Raw genomic sequence first — 20,962 nt, 5'->3', positions numbered from 1 at the left:
GTGTTGGGCAACAGAGTGGACTGCCGCGAGCGCTACCCGCAACTATTTCTGCTGCAAAATTGTAGATACGCTCGTGTGGGTGAACACTCGTGCAGATTGTGGGAGTTGCGAAACTTGGTCGAGAGTGGGTAACACTGAGTCACTCGCATCAGGGGAGGGTCACCGCATGGCAAGTCATCCGCGCCCAACGGTGCGGCGCCGACGCGTCGGCGCCGAGCTGAAACGTCTCCGGGAGAAGGCCGGCGTCAGGATGGAGGATGCCGCCGAGCGCATCGGCGGCGACAAGCCCAAGATCTCCCGCCAGGAGAACGGCCGCCAAGGCGTCTCGAAGCTGGAGATCGAAGCCTTGCTGGAGCTGTACGGAGTGTCGGACGACCGTCTCCGCACGGCGCTGATCACCCTGGCCCGGGAGGGGCGGCGGAAGGGCTGGTGGGCGCAGTACAGCGACATACTCTCGTCGAACTTCCAGGAGAGGCTGTCGATCGAAGCCGACACCGCGCGGATTTTGTCCTTCCAGCCGATGCTCGTGCCGGGGTTGTTGCAGACGGTCGAGTACGCCACACAGGTGATTCGCTCCGCAGGCAAGAACGCTACCGAGGAGCAGATCGCTTCCTACATCGACGTACGCAGGAGTCGGCAGGAGATCTTCACGCGTGAGAATCCGCCGCAGTTCGTCTGTCTCCTCGATGAAGCGGTGCTCCACCGGGAGATCGGCGGCCCCGCTGTCATGGCGGCCCAGCTCGGCAAGATCCTGGAGATCAGCAATCCTCCGAAGCTCACCATCCAGGTGGTGCCCTTCGCTGAGGGCTGGCACGCGGGCGCGGATGGGGCCTTCAACATCTACAGCTATCCCGACCCGATGGATCTCGATGTCGTCAACCTGGAGTACCTCGACGGTGCGCTCTACCTGGAGGAAGACGAATCCGTGGAGCGCTACCAGTTGCGGACGGCATCGCTCACGACCAAACAGTCGATGGAGCTAGTCTCTTCAGTGCAAGAAGAGTTCGCGAAGAGAGCGTAAGGCGGAGACAGCAGATGGCGCGATACGGCCTGCCTGACGGTGCCTGGGTGAAGTCGTCCTACAGTGGCGACAACGGCGGGTCGTGCATCGAAACCCAGCCGACCGTCGACGGCCTCGTCGCTGTCGGCGACAGCAAGGACCGCGCTCTCGGGGCGCACACCTTCGGCCGCGACCAGTGGCGGGCCTTCGTCACCGCCGTACAGGACGGCTCGCTCTGAGGACGTCCGCTGCACGCCGTTCGTGAGCGGATGAGCCGATTACGCGCTGCGGTAACGAGCACGTACGCATCAGGAGCCAGATGGCGACGGAACCGGCGCGGGTGGGTGCGGCGCGCTTGAGCCAACGAGGCTGACGAGACGCGCGCTGCTTCATGTGACCAAGGGGAGAACCGTGCCGGTCGTCGAATGTGAAGCGAAGTACCTGGACGTCGACCCCGCCGCCATGGCGGCCCTGATCGCCTCGGCCGGCGGTGAGCACCGAGGCGGACGGCTGATGCGCCGGTACGTCTACGACACCGTGCCGCCGATGGAGGGGCGGTGGGTGCGGCTTCGCGACGACGGATCACTGACGACCCTCTGCGTCAAGGAGATCGCCTCCGACGCGATCGACGGCACCAGCGAGACCGAGACCGTCGTCGGGGACTTCGAGACCACGCACGCCCTGCTCGGACGCATGGGCGTACCGCCCCGCTCGTATCAGGAGAACCACCGCGACTCCTGGACGCTGCACGGCGTGCGGCTGGAGATCGACTCGTGGCCGCTCATCCCTCCGTACCTGGAGATCGAGGGTGACTGCGTGGAGGACGTCCAGCGCGCTGCGGATCGGCTGTCCATCGCCGTGTCGGAGCTGACGACCGAGAACACCGTCAAGGTCTACGCCAGGTACGGGATCGACCTGGAGAGCATCTCCGATCTGCGATTTCCCTAGCCTGAGCTTGTGGCCTCCGCAGGACCCGGCCACGACGTCACCCGTCCGGCCCCGGTCCTGCGCGACGCAGGCGCGCAGCTCGTCGTCCGTGGGGCATGAGAGGGTCCGTGCGGTGGGAGCGGGGCCGATCGAGGGGCGGGGAGCATATGAGGGAAGAGCTACCGAGGGTGGTCCGGGACGACGCGTGGGCGCCGCTCGTGATCCGGACCGACTTCACCGATGACGCCGCGTGGCGCGAGGTCGTCGCCGCGCTGGCGCGGGCCGTCGATGGGGAGGGGGGCGGGGAGTCGGCCGTGCACCTCGTGGAGGACCGGCGGTGGGAGGGCGTCCCGGGTGATCTGGCGCTTGCCGCGGCGGCGCGGGACGAGGAGCTGAGTGTGGTGTTCCTCGCCGACGACGTCACCATGCGCTCGCCGCTGCGTCCCCTGCTCGCGCTCGACCTCGGCGCGGACGACGACCAGGACCTAGACCCGGTCTACTACCAGGAGCTCATCGACTCCCCGCCTCCGCGCGAGGTGCGCGTCGTGCCGGACGCCGTCCACATGGTCCACGGGAACACGCAGCTCGCCAACGTGGACTTCGCGGAGTTCGTGGAGGACGCGGCAGCCGATCCGGACGGGGTCGTACGGGACGCGACGGCCGCCTCGGCCCCCACCGGGTCCAGGGGCTGAGGCGGCCGGTCCCGCTTTCCGATCGACCGGATGCGCCGGTAGCGGCGCTTGTCGAGGAGGATGTCCGTGTCGAGGCCGCCGTCCCGGACGATCTCCTGCAGGGCTCGCAGGGACTCCATGCGAGCGCCGAGCTGGGCGGCCTCGTCGCTTCCTTCGAGTCCTTCGAGGGCGGCCCTCGTGCCCGGCCCGTCCTGCTCGGCATGCCCGTGCGATGACGTCATCGCGTCTCCCCGGCCGGCCCCAGCCGTGCCCGCCGCTCCGGGGAGCGTGTCAGATCTCCGCCGATACGGAACGTCGTCGATGTCATGGTCTTTCCGGCCCCCAGGTTCGTAGGCCCAACGCCCACGCTTTCAGGGCGATTCGGGGCCCTGGAGGATCTGGAGGTAGTTGCCCGCCGGGTCCAGGAGCGTCGAGAAGAACCAGCCCCCGCCGACCTCCTCGACCGGGCGTACCCAGGTCACCCCGAGGCTGTCGAGGTGCCGTTCGGCTGCCCGGATGTCCCGCACGGTCAGGTTGATCATCTGACGGCCGGGCTCGGCCGCCCGGTCCGCGACGTCGTCGCGCTCGTCGAAGCCGATGATCGCCCCGGGGCCGATCACCAGCAGGTGTTCCGCCCAGCGGGCGCCCAGGGGCTCCAGCGCGGCGCGGTACCAGGCGATCAGGGCGGCGGAGTCCGTGCTGCCCAGGATCACCCCGAGCCCCGTGATGCCGGTGGTGTTCTCGGTGGAATCGGTCATCGGTGGTTCCTCGTTCCGCTGTCGTACGGGCCAGCCGTCGGGCCGGGCCGTGTTTTCCGGCTCCTCCTGGTGACCGTCGCCGGCCGCGAAACTCATCGGTCCCCGCCCCCCGTATACGTCCGTCCGGTGACGCCCCTTGTCTGATGGGCCGTCAGGTATGACGATGGCGGCCGTCGCCCGGGGCGGGCCGCCGCCCGGGGCCGGAGGGGAAGGAGGCCGCCGTGCCGATATCGCCCGACGGGCCGCTGTCGTACGGGATGCAGCTGCCGGTCCAGTCGCAGAGCGCCATCTACGCGGAACCCTGGGAGGCGGCGGCGACCCCCGCCGACCTCGTCCGCGTCGCGCGCGCCGCCGATCGCGGCGGTTTCGCCTACCTCGCCGGCTGCGACCACGTCGCCATCCCCCGGCGGCTCGCCGAGGGCATGTCCACGACCTGGTACGACCCCGTCGCCACGCTCTCCTACCTCGCCGGGGTGACCGAGCGCGTGCGGCTCATGAGCCATGTCGCCGTCGTCGGCCTGCGCCACCCGCTGATCACCGCCAAGCAGTACGCCACCCTCGACCACCTCAGCGGCGGACGGCTGATCCTCGGCGTCGGGGCCGGGCACGTACGGGAGGAGTTCGAGGCGGTCGGGGCCGACTTCGACGGACGCGGCGGGGTGCTGGACGAGACCGTCGACGCGCTGCGGGCCGCGCTCGGGCCGGACGAGTACCCGGAGTTCGCGGGGGAGCGGTTCTCCTTCAGCGGGCTCGGGCAGCGCCCCCGGCCGGCCCAGGAGCGGGTCCCGATCTGGGTGGGCGGCTCCTCGCCCGCCGCCACGCGCCGCGCCGCCGTCCGGGGGGACGGGTGGCTGCCGCAGGGCGACCCCCGGGACCGGCTTCCGGCGCTGATCGCCCGGGTGCGCGCCCTGCGGGAGCGGGCGGGCGTGGCGGAGCCGATCGTCATTGGCGCGATCACCGAACCGCTGTACGTCGGTGAGCCCGGGTGGCCCGTGGGGCGGCGCACCCTCACCGGAAAGCCGGCGGTGCTCGCGGAGTCGCTGCGCGCGTACGCGGCGATGGGCGTCCACCAGATCCAGGTGCGCTTCCGGAGCCGGAGCGTCGGCGAACTCATCGACCAGATGGCCGCGTTCGACGCGGACGTGGCCCCGCGGCTCGATGCGTGAGGCCCCGGTCCCGATGGGCGCGGGTCCCGATGGGGCGCGGGCTCCGGTGGCCCCGGCCTGTGGCGGGCGCGGGTCCCGACGGCCCCGGCCCCCGATGGCCCCGCCCGCGACGGGCGCGGGGCCCGTACCTCTCGACCAGTGAAGGAGAAGGACATGGGCAAGCTGGACGGGCGGGTCGTCCTCGTCACCGGGGCGGCGCGCGGGCAGGGCGAGCAGGAGGCGCGGCTCCTCGCGGGGGAAGGGGCGCGGGTCGTCGTCGCCGACGTGCTGGACGACCAGGCGACGGCGCTGGCGCAGGAGTTGAACGAGAAGCTGGGCGCGGACACCGCTCTGGCCGTCCGGCTCGACGTGGGCAGTGAGCCGGACTGGGCCGCCGCCGTGGCCGCCGCCAAGGGCGCCTTCGGGAAGATCGACGGGCTCGTCAACAACGCGGGCATCCTCCGCTTCAACGAGCTGCTGAACACCCCGCTCGCGGAGTTCGAGCAGGTGGTCCGGGTCAATCTGACCGGCACGTTCCTCGGGATGCGTGCCATCGCCCCCGAGATCGTGGCCGCGGGCGGCGGGACGATCGTCAACACCTCCTCGTACACCGGGCTCACCGGCATGCCGCTGATCGGCGCGTACGCCGCGACCAAGCACGCCGTGCTGGGCCTCACCAAGGTCGCCGCCATGGAGCTGGCCCGGAAGGGCGTCCGGGTCAACGCCGTCTGCCCCGGGGCCGTCGACACCGCGATGAGCAACCCCGCCCTGCTGGACCCGGACGCCGACCTGACGGCGTCGAGCGCCGCGCTGGACGCGTACTACCGCAAGCTCGTGCCCATGGGCCGGATCGGACGGCCCGAGGAGGTCGCCGCCCTGGTGCTGTTCCTGACCGGGCCGGACTCCTCGTACGTCACCGGGCAGCCGTTCGTCGTGGACGGGGGGTGGCTGGCGGGGGTCAGCCCCTTCTGAGCTGCCCGGTCTGCGACCTGACGCGGCATCAGCTATTGACGCCTCACCGCACCGGTGGAACAGTCGGTCGCATCACAATCTGACGGGCCGTCAGATCGGTCGTCAGGAAGACTTGAGGACGGTGAACCTCCGTGGAATTCGGGCTCTTTGTTCAGGGGTACGTGCCCGCCGCGCGCGCCCAGGTGGACCCCGAGGCAGAGCACAAGGCGCTGATCGAGGAGGCCGAGTACGTCATCCAGGCGGACAAGTCGGGCTTCAAGTACGCCTGGGCCTCCGAGCATCACTTCCTGGAGGAGTACTCGCACCTCTCCGCCAACGACGTCTACCTCGGCTACCTCGCGCACGCCACCGAGCGCATCCATCTCGGCTCCGGCATCTTCAACCCGCTCGCCCCCGTCAACCACCCGGTGAAGGTGGCCGAGAAGGTCGCCATGCTCGACCATCTCTCCGGCGGACGCTTCGAGTTCGGCACCGGGCGCGGGGCCGGCAGCCACGAGATCCTCGGGTTCATGCCGGGCATCACCGACATGAACCACACGAAGGAGCTGTGGGAGGAGACGATCGCCGAGTTCCCCAAGATGTGGCTCCAGGACGAGTACGTCGGCTTCCAGGGCAAGCACTGGTCGCTGCCACCGCGCAAGATCCTGCCGAAGCCGTACGGGGCCGGGCACCCGGCCATGTGGTACGCGGCCGGGTCCCCGTCCTCGTACGCCATGGCGGGGAAGAAGGGGCTCGGCGTGCTGGGTTTCAGCGTGCAGAAGGTCTCCGACATGGAGTGGGTCGTCGACTCCTACAAGACCGCGGTCGAGAACGCGGAGCCGGTGGGGGCGTTCGTCAACGACAACGTGATGGTCACGTCCACCGCCATCTGCGCCGAGACGCACGCCAAAGCCGTGGAGATCGCGGTGGGCGGCGGGCTGAACTACCTCCAGTCGCTGCTGTTCCGCTACCACGACACGTTCCCCCGGCCGGAAGGCATCCCGGAGTGGCCCGAGCTGCTGCCGGAGTACACCGAGGAGATCGTGGAACTGCTCATCGCCGAGGAGCTGATGATCTGCGGCGACCCGGACGAGGTGCTGAAGCAGTGCCGGCGGTGGGAGCGGGCGGGGGCGGACCAGCTCAGCTTCGGGCTGCCGATCGGGATCAGCCCCGAGGACACGATGAACACGATCCGGCTGATCGGGGAGCACGTGATCCCGCAGATCGACACCGACCCCGTGCACCGGACCTCGCGTTTCCGGGCGGCTGCGAGCTGAGGGCGCGTCGGCCCTCGTGGTCCCGGGCGGTGGTGAGCTGAGGGCACGTCCGACCTCGCGGTCCCGGGCGGCGGTGAGCCGCTCGGGACGCTGCCCCGGACCCCGCCCCTCAAGCGCCGTAAGGGCCGAGAGGGCGCGCCCCGCCGCCGCGCGGGGGCTGGTTCCGCCCAGAGCCGGGCGGCGGCTTCCCGGACCGTCGTCCTGACGAGCCGGGGTACGTACCGCGGCCGAAGCGTGCGTACCCCGGCCGTCCCACCCGGAGAAGGCCCCGCGCGACCCGATCCGAAGAAAGGCCCCGCGCGAGCCCGCCCGGGGCCCAGGGAAGGCCCCCGCGCGAGCCGGCCCGGAAGAGACCCCGCGCGAGCCCGCCCGGAGAAGGACCCCACCGGGGAAGGCGCCCCCGCGACCCCACCGGGGAAGGCGCCCGCGCACCCCCGCCCGGGAGAGCGGCCCCCGCGACCCCGTCCGCAGAAGAAGCCCACGCCGAAGGGAACCGCCATGCTCGACCACCTCATCCGCCGCGCGACCGTCGTGGACGGCACCGGCGGGCCCGCGTACCCCGCCGACGTCGGCATCCGCGACGGGCGGATCGCCGTCGTCGCCGAACCGGGGGCCGTCACCGAGGAGGCCGTCACCAGCGAGGACGCCGACGGGCTCGTCCTCGCCCCCGGGTTCGTCGACCCGCACACCCACTACGACGCCCAGCTCTTCTGGGACCCCTACGCCACGCCCTCCATGAACCACGGCGTCACCACCGTCGCCGGGGGCAACTGCGGGTTCACCCTCGCCCCGCTCCACCCCGACCGGCCCGAGGACGCCGACTACACCCGGCGGATGATGGCGCGGGTGGAGGGCATGGCGCTGGCCGCCCTGGAGGAGGGCGTCGACTGGACATGGTCCAGCTTCCGCGAGTACCTCGACGCCCTCGAAGGACGGATCGCCGTCAACGCCGGGTTCATGGTCGGGCACTGCGCCCTGCGGCGCCACGTCATGGGCCCGGACGCGATCGGCGGGCAGCCCACCCCGGCGCAGATGGACGCCATGCTCACCCTCTTCCACGACGCGATGGACGCCGGCGCCTGGGGGCTCTCCACCACCCAGTCCGCCACCCACTCCGACGGCGACGGCGAACCCGTCGCCTCCCGGCACGCCCGCCCCGAGGAGCTGCTCGCACTGTGCCGGGCGGTCGGGGAGCATGAAGGGACGCAGTTGGAGGCGATCGTCGCCGGGTGCCTGGACCGGTTCTCCGACGAGGAGATCGACCTGCTCGTCGACATGACGGCCGTCGCCGGGCGCCCCCTGAACTGGAACGTCCTGACCATCGACGCCGCCGTCCCCGACCGCGTGCCGCGCCAACTGGTCCCCAGCGAGCGCGCCCGCGCGGCCGGCGGCCGGATCGTGGCGCTGACCATGCCGATCCTCACCCCGATGAACATGTCGCTCGGCACGTTCTGCGCCCTCAACCTCCTCCCCGGCTGGGGCGAGATCCTCGCGCTCCCCGTGCCCGAGCGCGTCGAACGGCTCCGGGACCCCGCGACCCGCGCCGAGATGCTGCGCCGCGCCGACAGCGAGGAGGCCGGGGTCTTCCGGCGGCTCGCCGACTTCGGCCGGTACGTCATCGGGGACACCTACAGCGCCGCCAACGAAGGGCTCAGCGGGCGGGTCGTCAACGACATCGCGGCCGAACGCGGACAGGAGCCGTTCGCCTGCCTGGTCGAGATCTGCGCCGCCGACGACCTGCGGACGGTGCTGTGGCCGATGCCCACCGACAACGACCCCGCCTCCTGGGAGCTGCGGCAGCGCACCTGGGAGCACGAGGACGTGCTGCTCGGCGGCTCCGACGCGGGCGCGCACCTGGACCGGATGTGCGGGGCCCCGTACACCACGCGCTTCCTCGGCGACTGCCTGCGCGGGCGGAAGCTGGTGCCCCTGACCACCGCCGTGAAGATGCTGACCGACGACCCGGCCCGCCTCTTCGGGCTGCGCGAGCGCGGCCGGATCGAGGAGGGCTTCCACGCCGACCTCGTCCTCTTCGACCCCGAGCGGATCGACGCCGGGCCGGCGACCCTCGTCCACGACCTGCCGGGCGACAGCCCGCGCCTGGACTCCAAGGCGGTGGGGATCGTCTCCGTACGCGTCAACGGGGTGGAGACCCTGCGCGACGACAAGGTGACGGGTGCGGTGCCGGGGACGGTGCTGCGCTCGGGCCGTGACACCCGGACGGTGAGTACCGCGTGAGCCCCGTACCCGAGCGGCTGTTCATCGGCGGGCAGTGGACCGAGCCCGCCGGCGGCCACTACGAGGTCGTCGACCCCGCCACCGAGGAGGTCGTCGGCCTCGCCCCCGAGGCGAGCCGCGCCCAGGTGTACGAAGCGGCGGCGGCGGCGAGAGCGGCCTTCCCGGCCTGGTCGCGGACCCGGCCCGAGGAGCGTGCCGCGATCCTCGACCGTACGGCGGACATCATCGCGCGCGACCTCCCCGCCCACGCCGAGATCGCCCGGCGGGAGAGCGGAGCCACCGCCTCCACGGCCCGGGGGATGCAGGTGGGCGTGGGCGTCGCCCGGTTCCGGCGGTACGCGCGCGGGGCCCTGGAACCGGTGGAGGAGGCCGTCGCCCCGCAGATCAACGAGGCCGGGCCGATGGGGCGGGCGGGGATCTTCGGGGCGCTGGCCGTCCGCCGGCCGGTCGGCGTGGTCACCTGCATCACCTCGTACAACAACCCCTGGGCCAACCCGGCGGGCAAGATCGCGCCCGCGCTCGCGATGGGCAACACGGTCGTGGTGAAGCCCGCCCCGCAGGACCCGCTCTCCGTCTACCGGCTGGCCGCAGCCCTCGCGGAGGCGGGCGTTCCGCCGGGGGTGGTGAACGTCGTCACCGGCTCCGGTCCGGAGGCGGGCGAGGCCGCCGTGGACTCCGGGGACGTGGACATGGTCAGCTTCACCGGCTCCACCGCCGTCGGGCAGCGCATCGCGGAGGTCTGCGGGCGCGGGATGAAGCGGCAGCTGATGGAGCTGGGCGGCAAGGGGGCCGCCCTGGTGCTGGAGGACGCCGACCTGAGCTCGGCCGTCGCGGGGATCGGGACGACGTTCTCGTTCTACAGCGGACAGATCTGTACGGCTCCGACCCGCGTCCTGGTCCACCGGTCCCGGTACGACGAGCTGACCGCCCGCCTGGCCGCGTACGCGAACGCGCTGACCGTGGGGGACCCCGCCGACCGGGCCACCGTGGTCGGCCCGGTGATCTCCGCCGCCCACCGCGACCGCGTCGAGGCGTACGTGGAGCTGGGCCGGAAGGAGGGGGCGCGGGTGGTCGCGGGCGGCGAGCGGCCCGGCCACCTGGACCGGGGCTTCTACGTGGCCCCCACGCTGCTGGCCGACTGCACCGCCGACATGCGGGTGGTCCGGGACGAGATCTTCGGTCCGGTCGTCGTGGTCGTCCCCTTCGACGACGAGGAGGAGGCGATCGCGCTGGCCGACGACAGCGACTACGGCCTCATCGACTACGTGTGGTCCGGAGACGTGGCGCGCGCCTTCCGGATCGCCCGGCGGCTGCGCGCGGGCGGGGTCGGCGTGAACACGGTCGGGCGGAACATGGAGGCCCCGTTCGGCGGGTTCAAGAAGAGCGGGGTGGGGCGGGACGTGGGCTCGTACGCGCTGCACGCCTACAGCGAGACGCAGGCGATCGTCTGGCCGGGGTGAGGGCGGGAGGCGGTCCGGGCGGGGGGCCGGGACGAGGCCGGGGGACGGTCCGGGCCGGGGCCGGGACGGCGGCCTGGGCGCGGCCGGGGGACGGTCAGGGGACGGTCGGACGGGGGCTCGGGCTCGCTGCCCGGACCGGCGCGGGAAAATTTTGAATCCACCCAAAACGGACACGGCTGCGGTTACCGTACGTGGTTACTCTCGGTTCGGTGGCACGCATTGCAAGGTTCTGCGCAAATTTGACCTTCAATTCATCAGGTGTTCGCGGGAGATTGGGTGATGCATCCAAGGGTGAGACAGAGGAGTCTCATCCTCCGGATGTGGATATCGCAGCGCATAACGTCCTCCTCATGACTCAGCTGGACGCGCGGCCACAGGCCGGAGACACGGTACGGGGAAGTGCCCCGGCCGACGGTGACGGTGGCGGTGTGCGGGGCAAGGGGCTCGGCGGCAATTCCGTCGGCCTCATGGGAAGCGCCGTCATCGGCGTCTCCACCGTCGCCCCGGTCTACTGCCTGACGTCCACCCTCGGCTCGACCGCCGGAGAGGTCGGCGTGCAGATGCCCGCCGTCTTCCTGGCCGGCTTCCTGCCGATGCTGCTCGTCGCCTTCGCCTACCGCGAGCTGAACCGGGTGATGCCGGACTGCGGCACCTCCTTCACCTGGACGGTGAAGGCGTTCGGCCCGCGCGTCGGCTGGATGTGCGGCTGGGGCCTCGTCATCGCGACGATCATCGTGCTGTCCAACCTCGCGGGCGTCGCCACCTCGTACTTCTGGCTGCTGGCGGGCGAGATCACCGGCAGCGCCTCGGTCGCCGCGATGGACGACAGCAAGCCCGTCCACATCCTGACGTGCCTCGTACTCATCGCGGTCGCCACCGCCATCAGCTACCGGGGCATGACGGCCACCAAGGGCGTCCAGTACGCCCTCGTCGGCCTCCAACTGGTCGTCCTCGCCGTGTTCGTGGCCATGGCCCTGAGCAAGGCCGGCAGCGGCGGGCCGGAGTTCGCGTCCTCGCTCGACTTCTCCTGGTCCTGGCTGAACCCGTTCGCCGTCCAGTCCTTCGCGGCCTTCACCGCCGGCCTGTCGCTCTCCATCTTCATGTTCTGGGGCTGGGACGCCTGCCTGACCGCCAACGAGGAGACCACCGGCAGCGAGAAGACCCCCGGCCGCGCGGCCCTCATCGCGATGGTCGTCCTGGTCGGCTCCTACCTCGCCACCGGCATCGCCGCGCAGATGGCCGTCGGCTCCGGCGAGTCCGGGCTCGGCCTCGCCAACCCGGAGACCTCCGACAACGTCTTCGCCGCCCTCGCCGGACCCGTCATGGGCCCCGGACTCGGCGTCCTGCTCTTCCTCGCGGTGCTCGCCTCGGCCGCCGCGAGCCTCCAGACCACGTTCATCCCGGTCGCCCGCACGGTGCTCGCGATGTCCGCGTACGAGGCCATGCCCGCCTCGTACGCCAAGGTCCACCCCCGCTTCAAGACCCCCGGCCGCGCCACCGTCACGGCGGGCATCGGCACCGGCGTCTTCTACACCGTGATGACCCTGGTCAGCGAGCACGTCCTGGTCGACACCATCTACGCGCTCGGCCTCATGATCTGCTTCTACTACGCGCTGACCGCGTTCGCCTGCGTCTGGTACTTCCGCGCCGAACTCGCCCGCTCCGCCCGGGACCTGGTCTTCAAGGGCCTCTTCCCGCTGGTCGGCGGCGTCCTGCTCGCCGCCGTCTTCGCCAAGACGCTCTACGACATGTGGGACCCGGCGTACGGCTCCGGCTCCTCGGTCTTCGGCGTCGGCTCGGTGTTCGTCATCGGGGTCGGGCTGCTGCTCCTCGGCGTGGTGCTGATGATCGCCATGGAGCGCCGCAGCCCGGCGTTCTTCCGGGGCGAGGTGCTCACGAAGGAGACCCCGGCCCTCGTGGTCGAGGACTGAGGTCTCCGGAGAGGCGGGGTGAACGTGCTGGGCTACGGCCGCCAGTAACCCAGCGCGTTCACCCGGTCCTTGGGCAGGCCCAGCTCCTTGCGGAGGTACGCGGACAGGGCCCGGGTGGTGGACGTGTCGCAGGCGACCCAGACGTACGCGTCCGACCGGTCCTCGCCCAGCAACCCCGGCAGGGCCGCCTTCACCTCGGCGACGAGATGCGCCCCCGCCTCGCGGCGCTCCACGTGGTGGAGGGTGTGGTGGGCCTCGTCGAGGCGGAACGGCAGTTTCCGGTCGTCCTCGTGCGCGGTTTCGAACCAGATCGTCGCGGGGGTGCGCGGGACCGCGTCCAGCAGGGAGTTGACGGCGGGCAGCGCCGCCGCGTCACCGATCACGAAGAGCCGCGCGGGAGCCGGGTCGGGCAGCGTGAAGCCGGTGCCCTGGAGCGTCGCGTCGATCGTGTCGCCGGCCTTCGCCTCCCGCGCCCAGGCGCACGCGGGCCCCTCGTGCAGGGCGAATTCCAGACTGAAGGTACCGGCCTCCGGATCGGGGTCGACCAGGGTGTAGGCGCGCTGATGCGGTTTGCCGTCCTTCTCGAACCACAGCCGCACCCACATCGTCGGATGCGCCCCTCCGGTCGCCGCGAGCAGCCCGCCATCAGTCACGTGCACCCGGCGGAAGCGGTCGGTGACCTGTTCCGCTCCGGTCACGGTGAACGTGAAGTCACGCCCCCGGAACAGTTTGAGGACGACGCCCTCCCAGCCATGACCCACGGTCCATCTCCTGCCTCGCCCCGGCCTTTCGGCCCCTCACCAGAGATTTGCTTTAGGTTAGGCTAACCTAAATTCCCCAGGCTGGGCAGTGACGGAGAACCGCCGAAACCGGGGAGGTCGAGGCGACGGGGGCGAGCCCGCACCTCTGCCCCGTAACGAGAGATGCGCCACCCGGTGAGCCCTATCCCGTAGGCCCCGCGCCGTCCCGGTGCAGGGCGCCGCCCGGGCGGAACAGGCGCTTCGCCACCGTGTGGCCGTGGTCCGCCGCCATCCGGAACCACGGTTCCGCCTCCGGCAGGCCCCGGCGGTGCTCGACCAGGCGGCCCAGCTCCCACATCGACTCCGCGTCGCCCGCCTCCGCCGCCTGCCGCAGCATCCGTTCCGCCGCGTCGGGGCGGCCCTCCGCGCGGGCGGTCAGGGCGAGCGTGCGCAGCCCCCGTACCGCCCGCGCGTCTCCGGCGGCGGCCGCCGCCGCCAGTTCGCGCGGGTCGGCCGGGCGGCGCGAGCGGTTCCACAGGAGCAGCAGGATGCCGAGCAGCCACATGATCCAGCTCAGGCCGGTCAGCGTGCCGTCGCCGGTGATCACGCCGGTCAGGCTCAGCACGCCGCCCGCCGGGAGCAGGAAGTACCCCAGCCCGAGCCCCGGTCCCCGCCCTGGTGCCGACCCCATGCCCGCTCCTCTCCGCCCGGCCGACCGCCGCGCGTGCCCTGACCCTTCCCGTATCTCAGCTCTCCGTACCGGTCCCCGCGTCGAGGAAGACCGGGTTGGTGAGCGCCGCGAACGCGCCCGGCAGCCCCGGCACGGTCGGGGCGTGCCGGACCTCGGCCCGTACATACGCGGCGTGGGCGGGCGTCGTACGCCACTCCACCACGCCCGCCCCCGACCCGGGCAGCGGCGAGGTCAGCAGCACCCCCTGGTCGGTGACCAGCCGCACCGTGCAGCCGGCCGCCGCGCCCGACACCTCCAGCCGAACGGTCACGGGCGCGTCCGCCGCCGCCCGCAGCCGCTCACCGATACCCGCGTGCCGCCCCCGCCCGTCCGTCGCGCCGAAGGAGAGGGCCAGGCCTGCGGATTCGGCGATGTACGAGCGGCCCGCCCGGATGCCCGCGAGGATCGCCCGCCGAGACAGCGCGTCGGCCAGCACGACGGTCTGCGGGTGGCCGACCCGGTCCGGTTCGCGGTGGGCGTCGCTGTTGCCCATCGCGGGGAGCCAGCGCCCCGGGCCGCCGCCCGTGTCCCGCACGGAGGCCGCCAGAGCGCTGTCCCACTCCGCGAGCGCGACCTCGTCGTCCGGGGTCCACGGACCGTTCCACACCTCGACCGCGTCCGCCTCGGCGAAGCCGAACTTCCAGGAGCAGCCGATGCAGGTGGCGTGCGGATGGGCGGGCACGACGAGCCCGCCGGCCCCGCGCACCCGGCGGGCGTACCGGCCGAAGCGCTGGTCGCGGGCCCGGTAGCGCCAGTCGATGAAGACGCCCGGGTCCGTGCCGACGGCCAGCACGTGCCCGTTGCGGGTGGTGATCTCCTCGCCGGTCAGGATCAGCAGGTCGTCGCCCCACAGCCCCTCCCACGCGGCGTGCGCGGAGGTGGTGTTGTGCTCGCTGCTGTTGATGAAGTCGAGCCCGGCGGCCCGCGCGGCGGCGGCGACCTCGGCCGGGGTGCGCCGGCCGTCGGAGTGCGTGGAGTGGAGGTGGCAGTCGCCCCGGTACCAGGCCCGGCCGCGCCCCTTGGCCCGCTCCGGCGGGTGGACCGGCACGGGGGCCGGGGCGGACTCCCCGAAGCGCAGGGTGACGGTCACCTCGTACGGGAGGCCCTCGGGCGCCACGGTGTAGGGGGCCAGGGCGATGTGCCAGGTGCCGGGGCGTACGGGGCCGGGGAGGTAGCCGGGGGTGGCGGCGTCGGCGCGGACGAAGAACGAGGTGCGCGCCCCGCCGGACCAGCCCCGGAAGCCGCGCCCGCCCAGCGCCGTACCACGTTCGTCGAAGAGGCCGATGTCGAGCGCGTTGCCCTGGACTCCGGGCGGCACGGGCGGTCTGCCGTACGTGTAGGAGACGGCGAACTCGGCCACCCCGGGCGGTACGTCGACGGGGAGGTAGACGTAGTCCGGTGATCCGGCGGGCAGCGTCCCCCGCAGGGTCCGGGTCCGGGCGGGGTGGGGGACGTCCGTGCAGGTCCCGGCCGCGTTCTCCGGGTGGTCGTCGGCGTGGGCGGTGCTCGCGGTCGCCCACGTCAATCCGGTGGCGGCGGCCCCGGTGAGGAGGCCGCGCCGGGTCGTCGCGGGCGGTAACGGGTTCGGGGTGCGCGGTGCGCGGTCGCCGTTCATGGCTCCACGGTCTCGGATTTCCCCGACGTACGGCTTACGTTGGCGCTGCGCGGGGACGGCGGCGAGAAGGACGGAGGAGAGAAGGCCGACGGAGAGAAGGACGGCGTACGGGACGGGTGCGGGAACGGAGTACCGGCCCGGCGTACGGATACGACGACGTACTGATGCGATGCGGACCCCGGAGGTGTCTTCGATGCGGATCTCCACCACGATCTTCCTCACCGACGAGACGGTGACCCCCGTCAGGCTCGCCCGCGAGCTGGAGCAGCGCGGCTTCGGCGGGCTCTACCTGCCCGAGCACACGCACATCCCGGTGAGCCGGCGCACGCCCGCCCCGATGGGCGGTGAGCTGCCCCGCGAGTACGGCCGCACGCTCGACCCGTTCGTCGCGCTCGGGCAGGCCGCCGCCGTCACCGAGCGGCTGGCGCTGGGCACCGGCATCACGCTGGTCGCCCAGCACGACCCGATCGGCCTGGCCAAGCAGGCCGCCACCCTGGACCACCTCTCCGGCGGCCGGTTCACGCTCGGCGTCGGTTACGGGTGGAACGTCGAGGAGGCCGCCGACCACGGGGTCGCCTGGTCGACGCGCCGGGAGCTGGGCCGGGACCGGATGGCGCTGATGCGGGCCCTGTGGGCGGACGAGCCGACCGGGTACGAGGGCGCGTTCGGGTCCGTCCAGCCGAGCGAGGCGCACCCGAAGCCCGTCCAGCGGCCCCGCGGCCCGGTCAACGGCCCGCGCACCCTGATCGGCGGCGGGGCGGGCCCGAAGCTGTTCGCGCACATCGCGGAGTACGCGGACGGCTGGCTGCCCATCGGCGGCCGGGGGCTCACGGAGTCCCTGCCGGAGCTGCGGGCGGTCTGGGAGGAGGCCGGACGCGATCCGGCGCACCTCCAGGTGGTGCCGTACGCGGTCCGCCCCACCCCCGGGAAGCTCGCCCACTACGCGGAACTGGGCGTCGAGGAGGTCGTGCTCCAGCTTCCCCCGGCGGACGAACCTGAGGTCCTGCGGGCGCTGGACGCGTACGCCGCGTACCTGTAGGAGCGCCCGCCCGGTACGCGCCGGCGCGGGCAGCCCGTCGTACGTGCCGGGCGTGGGGCAGCCCGCCCTACGCGCCGGAGCGCGGGCCCGCCGTGCCCGTGGCGGGTGCGCCGGGGCGGCCCCTGTACGCGCGCCGGGGCGCGGGCCCGTACGCGCCCGCGACGAGTGCGCCCCGGCCCCCGTCGGCGCCTGTGACGAGCCCGGCACGGACCGCGTACGGGGGCCGCCCGTGCAACCGAGGGCGTCGACAAGGCATCCTTAATCACCGGGATCGCATACGCGGGCCCGGTCGGCGGGCGGCACCTCGTGCGCGGACCGGCGGCCCGCCCGGGTGGGGAGTGGAATGAACAGGCCGTTGCGGCACATAGCCATCTTCTGCGGGCTGCTGGTGCTGGCCCTGCTGCTGCGGGCGAACTGGCTCCAGCACGTCGACCGCCAGGAGCTGGCCCAGAACGAGCACAACGCCCGCGTGCGGTTCGAGCGGTTCTCCACCCCGCGCGGCGACATCATCGTCGGCGGCAAGGCGATCACCGGCTCGAAGGAGACCGACAGCCGGGACTACGCGTTCCTCCGGACCAACAAGGACGGCGCGATGTACGCGCCCGTCACCGGGTACGCCTCCCAGTCCCGGGGGACCTCGCTGCTGGAGCGGACCTACGACAGCGTCCTCAGCGGGCAGGACGACCGGTTCGCCTTCCGGCACGCCAAGGACGTCCTGACCGGGCAGCCCCGGCGCGGCGGCGACGTGATCACCACGATCGACGCCAAGGCGCAGAAGGCCGCCTACAAGGGGCTGACCGACCTGGGCGCCCGGGGCGCGGTGGTCGCGCTGGAGCCGCGCACCGGCAAGGTGCTGTCGCTGGTCTCCACGCCCTCGTACAACCCGGAGGCGTTCGCCGGCATCTCGTTCAAGGAGAGCGACCGCTTCACCGCGCTGGAGAAGAAGAAGGACAAGCCGCTCGCCAACCGCCCGCTGCGCGAGACCTACCCGCCCGGCTCCACCTTCAAGATCCTCACGGCCGCTGCGGCGCTGGAGCACGGCGTGGTCACCGACGTGGACGCCCGCACGGACGCGGTCTCGCCGTACCCGCTGCCGCTCTCCACGAACAAGATCGGCAGCGAGGCCGGCGACGGGGTCTGCAACAAGGCGTCGATGAAGACCGCCATGCAGTACTCCTGCAACAACGTCTTCCTGGACGCCGCGTCCAAGCTGGGCGAGGACCGGATGCGGGAGACCGCGGAGAAGTTCGGCTTCAACGAGGACGTCTACGCGGAGGAGTTCGGCGACATGCTCGCCACGAAGAGCCTCTACCCGCCGAAGCTCGACAAGCCCGGTACGGCCCTGACCGGCATGGGCCAGGGCAGCCTGACCAGCACCCCGATGCAGATGGCGATGGTCACCGCGGCCCTCGCCAACGACGGCAAGCTGATGCAGCCCTACATCGTCGACGAGCTGCGCGGCCCGGACCTCTCCACGCTGGAGAAGAACGAGCCGATGGAGATGAGCCAGGCCGTCTCGCCGGAGACGGCGAAGAAGGTCCAGGAGATGATGGAGTACACCGCGAAGGAGGGCAGCGCCAAGCGCGCCCTGATCGACGGTGTGACGGTCGGCGGCAAGACGGGCACCGCCCAGCGCGGTGTGAACGTCCGCGACGAGGTCCCGTACGGCTGGTTCGTCAGCTACGGCAAGAAGGACGACGGCCGTTCGGTCGCGGTCGCCGTGTTCATCGACCCGACGGACATGGACATCTCCCGCTCCGACATCTCGGGTGGCCGCCTCGGCGCCCCGATCGCGAAGAGCGTGATGGAGGCGGTCCTGCGCGACTGAGCGCGGGACGGGCAGCGGGGCGGCGCGAGGCTGGGCTGCCCGGGGCCCGGTTCGTGGCTGCTCGGTCCGGGCTGCGCGCTGCGGCTCTCCTGCTGCCGATAGCCGATAGCCGATAGCCGATAGCCGATTGCCGGTAGCCGGCCACCGGCTGCCCGTCGTCGGTTGTCGGCTGCCGGGTGACAGCGGGGGAGGGCCGCCGGCGGGGTGCCGGCCCGCCCCCGTACGCGTCAGTCCGTGCGGCGTGATCCGGTCGGGTGGGTGCCGGTGACGCCCATGACCACGGAGTACAGGCTGGTCTCCGCCGTGATGAACAACCGGTTCCGCTTCGCTCCGCCCCAGGCGATGTTGGACACCGCCTCGGGCACGACGAGCCGCCCGATCAACGTGCCGTCCGGGTCGTAGCAGTGCACCCCGTCGCCCATGGCGGCCACCCACAGCCGCCCCTCGTCGTCGAAGCGGATGTTGTCGAAGCGCGCCGCGGCGCGCGCCCCGCCGGGCTTCGCTCCGCCCCGCGCGAAGACCCGGCCGTCCGACAGCTCCCCGTCCTCCCGCACGTCGAACACGCGGATGACGTTGTCCTTGGTGTCGGAGACGAACAGCCGCCGCTCGTCGGGGGAGAGGACGAGCCCGTTCGGCGCGCCGAAGCAGTCCGCCGCCAGGTGCACCTCGCCCGTCGCGGGATCCACGCGGTAGACGTGGTTGGCCCCGATCTCGCTCACGGCGCGGTGGCCTTCGTAGTCGCTGGTGATGCCGAAGTCCGGGTCCGAGAACCAGAGCGTCCCGTCCGACCGCACCGTCGCGTCGTTGGGACTGTTCAGCCGCTTGCCCTGCCAGCGGTCGGCCAGCACCGAGACCGTGCCGTCGTGCTCGGTCCGCGTCACCCGCCGGTTGCCCTGCTCGCAGGTGACCAGCCGGCCCTGTCCGTCCAGGGTGTTGCCGTTGGTGTGCCCGGCGGACCGGCGGAAGACGCCGACCGCGCCGGTCTCCTCGTCCCAGCGCAGCATCCGGTCGTTCGGGATGTCACTCCAGACCACCTGCCGCCACGCGGGGACGTACAAGGGGCCCTCGGCCCAGCGGCACCCGGTGTGCAGGACCTCCAGGGCCGCGTCACCGTTCATGCACCGCCCGGTCCGGAACCGTTCGTCGAACATCTCGTACAGCACACCGCGCTCGCCGGACATCGGCATCCCTCTATCCCCTGATGACCGAATGAGCTTCGGTCTGATCGGGAGATTGCCGTATGGGGTACGGTTCAGGCAAGGTCATACCGAAGGGAGAGCTGTGGATCACATCGACCGCTCCCTGCTGGCTCAGCTCCAGCAGGACGCCACCCAGCCCTACGCCGCGCTGGGCCGGGCCGTCGGGCTCTCGGCCGGAGCGGCCCACGAACGCGTACGGAAGCTGCGCGAGCGCGGGGTGATCCGGCGGACCACCGTCGACGTGGACCCGGCGGCGGCCGGGCTCGGCGTCCTCGCGTACGTCATGGTCGACTCGACCGCCTGGATGGGCGACGCGGCGGGCGACTTCGCCGCGCTCCCCGAGATCGTGGAGGCCCACGTCATCGCGGGCACCGCGTCCGTGCTGGTGAAGGTGAGGACCGCGACCACCGAGCAGTTGCAGGACGTGCTGCGCCGGATCTACGCGATCGACGGTGTCAGCGGGACGCAGGCCACGGTGGTGCTGGAGACCTTCTTCGAGCGCCCGGTCCCTCTGGAGCCCGCCGGTCCGGATCCGGCGTGAACGTCCGATGCGCGGTACGCGCACCGCGTACCGGGCGGGCGCCCGGTACGGCGGCGGAGCCGCCCCTACCGGACCGACCTCAACGCCCCGCGCCGGGCGCCCTCCCGCGCAGCCCCCGCGGCGTCCGTCTCCTCCCCGCCCGCTTCCTCCTCACCCGAACCCTCCCCGCCCGTCCCCTCCGCGTCTGATCCAACGGCCCCCGCCCCCGCGGCCTCCGCCCCCGCTCCCGGGGGCCTCACCAGCGCCACCAGCTCCGTCAGCGCGTCGATGCGGAACTCCGCCGTCTCCACCACGTCCGGGTGGTCCGCCCACCAGTGCCCGTACGGCCCCCGGCGCAGATGCGCCGTCCGCAGCCCCGCCGCGGCTGCCGGGAACAGGTCGTCGGCCGGGTGGTCGCCCACGTACAGGGTCGCCGCCGGGGGCGCTTCGGCCGCCTCGGCCACCCGGGCGAAGAACTCCGGGTCCGGCTTCCGTACGCCCCACTCGGCCGAGGTGACCACCAGATCGGCGGGCAGGTCCAGCGCCCGCAGCAACTCCCCGGCCCGCGCCGACCCGTTGCCCGCCACCACGACCCGGACGCCCGCCGCCCGCAGCTCGCCCAGCGCCGGCCGGACGTCCTGGTAGAGGTCCGACTCGTCGAGGTGCTCCCCGCGCCCGGCGACGGACCGGGCGCGGTACGCCGCCTCGACGTCCATGCCGGGCCGCAGGGTGCGCAGCGCGTCGGCCGCGTCGTGGCCCTGGGCGACGGCCGCGCCGACCAGGGCGCTGAGCGTGTGCGGCGGTACGCCGAGCCAGTCGGCCCACGAGGACCAGCGCCGGTCGTCGCGTACGAGGGTTTCACCGATACCGAGGACGATCGTCTCCATCATCGTCCCGACACTAGGCGCGCGGGCGGCGCGGGCGGGTGACCGG

At 72.4% G+C, this 20,962-nt stretch carries 19 protein-coding genes; 13 read left to right on the top strand and 6 right to left on the bottom strand.

Features of this window, described 5'->3' with window-relative positions; all coding sequences use genetic code 11:
- Window positions 1-166 precede the first annotated feature (166 nt).
- From IF19_RS0107595 to IF19_RS0107580, 4 genes are all read left to right on the top strand, one after another.
- A complete protein-coding gene (locus IF19_RS0107595; protein WP_030115674.1) occupies window positions 167-1,021 on the top strand; it encodes a helix-turn-helix domain-containing protein in 855 nt (284 codons plus the stop codon).
- 47 nt (window positions 1,022-1,068) lie between these two features.
- The gene (locus IF19_RS0107590; RefSeq protein WP_324605202.1) at window positions 1,069-1,239 is read left to right on the top strand and encodes a DUF397 domain-containing protein; all 171 of its coding nucleotides are present in this window, start codon (window positions 1,069-1,071) and stop codon (window positions 1,237-1,239) included.
- Window positions 1,240-1,411: 172 nt separating this feature from the next.
- On the top strand, window positions 1,412-1,948 hold the full coding sequence (locus tag IF19_RS0107585; protein WP_030115672.1) for a CYTH domain-containing protein: 537 nt from the start codon (window positions 1,412-1,414) through the stop codon (window positions 1,946-1,948).
- A 146-nt stretch (window positions 1,949-2,094) separates the two neighbouring features.
- Window positions 2,095-2,619 carry a DUF6924 domain-containing protein gene (locus tag IF19_RS0107580; RefSeq protein ID WP_050493716.1) on the top strand — a complete coding sequence of 175 codons (525 nt, stop codon included), beginning with the start codon at window positions 2,095-2,097 and terminating at the stop codon, window positions 2,617-2,619.
- Between the two features lie 350 nt (window positions 2,620-2,969).
- Here the strand turns inward: IF19_RS0107580 and IF19_RS0107575 are convergent, their stop codons facing one another.
- Window positions 2,970-3,356: a VOC family protein gene (locus IF19_RS0107575; protein WP_030115670.1), complete on the bottom strand. Its 387-nt coding sequence runs from the start codon at window positions 3,354-3,356 to the stop codon at window positions 2,970-2,972.
- Between the two features lie 221 nt (window positions 3,357-3,577).
- Between IF19_RS0107575 and IF19_RS0107570 the strand changes: the two genes are divergently transcribed.
- From IF19_RS0107570 to IF19_RS0107545, 6 genes are all read left to right on the top strand, one after another.
- Complete coding sequence (locus IF19_RS0107570) at window positions 3,578-4,522, top strand: LLM class F420-dependent oxidoreductase (RefSeq protein WP_030276229.1); 945 nt, start codon at window positions 3,578-3,580, stop codon at window positions 4,520-4,522.
- Window positions 4,523-4,675: 153 nt separating this feature from the next.
- A complete protein-coding gene (locus tag IF19_RS0107565) occupies window positions 4,676-5,473 on the top strand; it encodes an SDR family NAD(P)-dependent oxidoreductase (protein WP_030115667.1) in 798 nt (265 codons plus the stop codon).
- Window positions 5,474-5,604: 131 nt separating this feature from the next.
- On the top strand, window positions 5,605-6,729 hold the full coding sequence (locus tag IF19_RS0107560) for an LLM class flavin-dependent oxidoreductase (protein ID WP_030115666.1): 1,125 nt from the start codon (window positions 5,605-5,607) through the stop codon (window positions 6,727-6,729).
- A gap of 498 nt (window positions 6,730-7,227) precedes the next feature.
- Window positions 7,228-8,967, top strand: coding sequence for an N-acyl-D-amino-acid deacylase family protein (locus IF19_RS0107555; protein WP_030276227.1), 1,740 nt, complete (start codon window positions 7,228-7,230; stop codon window positions 8,965-8,967).
- A complete protein-coding gene (locus tag IF19_RS0107550; protein WP_030276225.1) occupies window positions 8,964-10,427 on the top strand; it encodes an aldehyde dehydrogenase family protein in 1,464 nt (487 codons plus the stop codon). Before IF19_RS0107555 ends, IF19_RS0107550 begins: the two co-directional genes overlap by 4 nt.
- 350 nt (window positions 10,428-10,777) lie before the next feature.
- A complete protein-coding gene (locus IF19_RS0107545; protein WP_030115663.1) occupies window positions 10,778-12,358 on the top strand; it encodes an APC family permease in 1,581 nt (526 codons plus the stop codon).
- 32 nt (window positions 12,359-12,390) lie between these two features.
- Here IF19_RS0107545 and IF19_RS0107540 read toward each other — a convergent pair whose 3' ends face one another.
- The 3 genes from IF19_RS0107540 to IF19_RS0107530 all read right to left on the bottom strand — a co-directional run bounded on the left by IF19_RS0107540 (window position 12,391) and on the right by IF19_RS0107530 (window position 15,443).
- Window positions 12,391-13,119: a siderophore-interacting protein gene (locus IF19_RS0107540; protein WP_030115662.1), complete on the bottom strand. Its 729-nt coding sequence runs from the start codon at window positions 13,117-13,119 to the stop codon at window positions 12,391-12,393.
- A gap of 181 nt (window positions 13,120-13,300) precedes the next feature.
- Window positions 13,301-13,789 carry an SEL1-like repeat protein gene (locus IF19_RS0107535; protein WP_030120802.1) on the bottom strand — a complete coding sequence of 163 codons (489 nt, stop codon included), beginning with the start codon at window positions 13,787-13,789 and terminating at the stop codon, window positions 13,301-13,303.
- A gap of 55 nt (window positions 13,790-13,844) precedes the next feature.
- Complete coding sequence (locus tag IF19_RS0107530) at window positions 13,845-15,443, bottom strand: CehA/McbA family metallohydrolase (protein WP_050493715.1); 1,599 nt, start codon at window positions 15,441-15,443, stop codon at window positions 13,845-13,847.
- 193 nt (window positions 15,444-15,636) lie between these two features.
- Here IF19_RS0107530 and IF19_RS0107525 point away from each other — a divergent pair, with 193 nt between their 5' ends.
- Both IF19_RS0107525 and IF19_RS0107520 read left to right on the top strand, forming a co-directional pair.
- Entirely contained in the window at window positions 15,637-16,482 is an 846-nt protein-coding gene (locus IF19_RS0107525) for an LLM class F420-dependent oxidoreductase (protein ID WP_030115659.1), read from the top strand.
- 343 nt (window positions 16,483-16,825) lie between these two features.
- Complete coding sequence (locus IF19_RS0107520; RefSeq protein ID WP_030115658.1) at window positions 16,826-18,310, top strand: peptidoglycan D,D-transpeptidase FtsI family protein; 1,485 nt, start codon at window positions 16,826-16,828, stop codon at window positions 18,308-18,310.
- A 227-nt stretch (window positions 18,311-18,537) separates the two neighbouring features.
- On the opposite strand, the gene IF19_RS0107515 is transcribed toward IF19_RS0107520, so the two are convergent.
- A complete protein-coding gene (locus IF19_RS0107515; protein WP_030115657.1) occupies window positions 18,538-19,491 on the bottom strand; it encodes an SMP-30/gluconolactonase/LRE family protein in 954 nt (317 codons plus the stop codon).
- A 100-nt stretch (window positions 19,492-19,591) separates the two neighbouring features.
- On the opposite strand from IF19_RS0107515, the gene IF19_RS0107510 reads away from it, so the two are divergent.
- Entirely contained in the window at window positions 19,592-20,050 is a 459-nt protein-coding gene (locus tag IF19_RS0107510; protein WP_030115656.1) for an Lrp/AsnC family transcriptional regulator, read from the top strand.
- 65 nt (window positions 20,051-20,115) lie between these two features.
- Here IF19_RS0107510 and IF19_RS0107505 read toward each other — a convergent pair whose 3' ends face one another.
- Window positions 20,116-20,916, bottom strand: a complete 801-nt coding sequence (locus tag IF19_RS0107505) for an HAD family hydrolase (protein WP_030115655.1) — start codon at window positions 20,914-20,916, stop codon at window positions 20,116-20,118.
- Window positions 20,917-20,962: the final 46 nt, after the last annotated feature.

This window comes from Streptomyces californicus (assembly GCF_000717645.1).
GTDB lineage: Bacteria > Actinomycetota > Actinomycetes > Streptomycetales > Streptomycetaceae > Streptomyces > Streptomyces californicus.
This window is presented reverse-complemented; position numbering and strand designations above follow the sequence as displayed.

What these genes read in the sequence shown, in the direction of transcription:
- IF19_RS0107595 (WP_030115674.1), top strand. Translation starts at nt 167, where the DNA reads ATGGCAAGTCATCCGCGCCCAACGGTGCGGCGCCGACGCGTCGGCGCC.
- IF19_RS0107580 (WP_050493716.1), top strand. Translation starts at nt 2,095, where the DNA reads ATGAGGGAAGAGCTACCGAGGGTGGTCCGGGACGACGCGTGGGCGCCG.
- IF19_RS0107575 (WP_030115670.1), bottom strand. Translation starts at nt 3,356, where the DNA reads ATGACCGATTCCACCGAGAACACCACCGGCATCACGGGGCTCGGGGTG.
- IF19_RS0107565 (WP_030115667.1), top strand. Translation starts at nt 4,676, where the DNA reads ATGGGCAAGCTGGACGGGCGGGTCGTCCTCGTCACCGGGGCGGCGCGC.
- IF19_RS0107555 (WP_030276227.1), top strand. Translation starts at nt 7,228, where the DNA reads ATGCTCGACCACCTCATCCGCCGCGCGACCGTCGTGGACGGCACCGGC.
- IF19_RS0107545 (WP_030115663.1), top strand. Translation starts at nt 10,778, where the DNA reads ATGACTCAGCTGGACGCGCGGCCACAGGCCGGAGACACGGTACGGGGA.
- IF19_RS0107535 (WP_030120802.1), bottom strand. Translation starts at nt 13,789, where the DNA reads ATGGGGTCGGCACCAGGGCGGGGACCGGGGCTCGGGCTGGGGTACTTC.
- IF19_RS0107530 (WP_050493715.1), bottom strand. Translation starts at nt 15,443, where the DNA reads ATGAACGGCGACCGCGCACCGCGCACCCCGAACCCGTTACCGCCCGCG.
- IF19_RS0107525 (WP_030115659.1), top strand. Translation starts at nt 15,637, where the DNA reads ATGCGGATCTCCACCACGATCTTCCTCACCGACGAGACGGTGACCCCC.
- IF19_RS0107520 (WP_030115658.1), top strand. Translation starts at nt 16,826, where the DNA reads ATGAACAGGCCGTTGCGGCACATAGCCATCTTCTGCGGGCTGCTGGTG.
- IF19_RS0107515 (WP_030115657.1), bottom strand. Translation starts at nt 19,491, where the DNA reads ATGTCCGGCGAGCGCGGTGTGCTGTACGAGATGTTCGACGAACGGTTC.
- IF19_RS0107505 (WP_030115655.1), bottom strand. Translation starts at nt 20,916, where the DNA reads ATGGAGACGATCGTCCTCGGTATCGGTGAAACCCTCGTACGCGACGAC.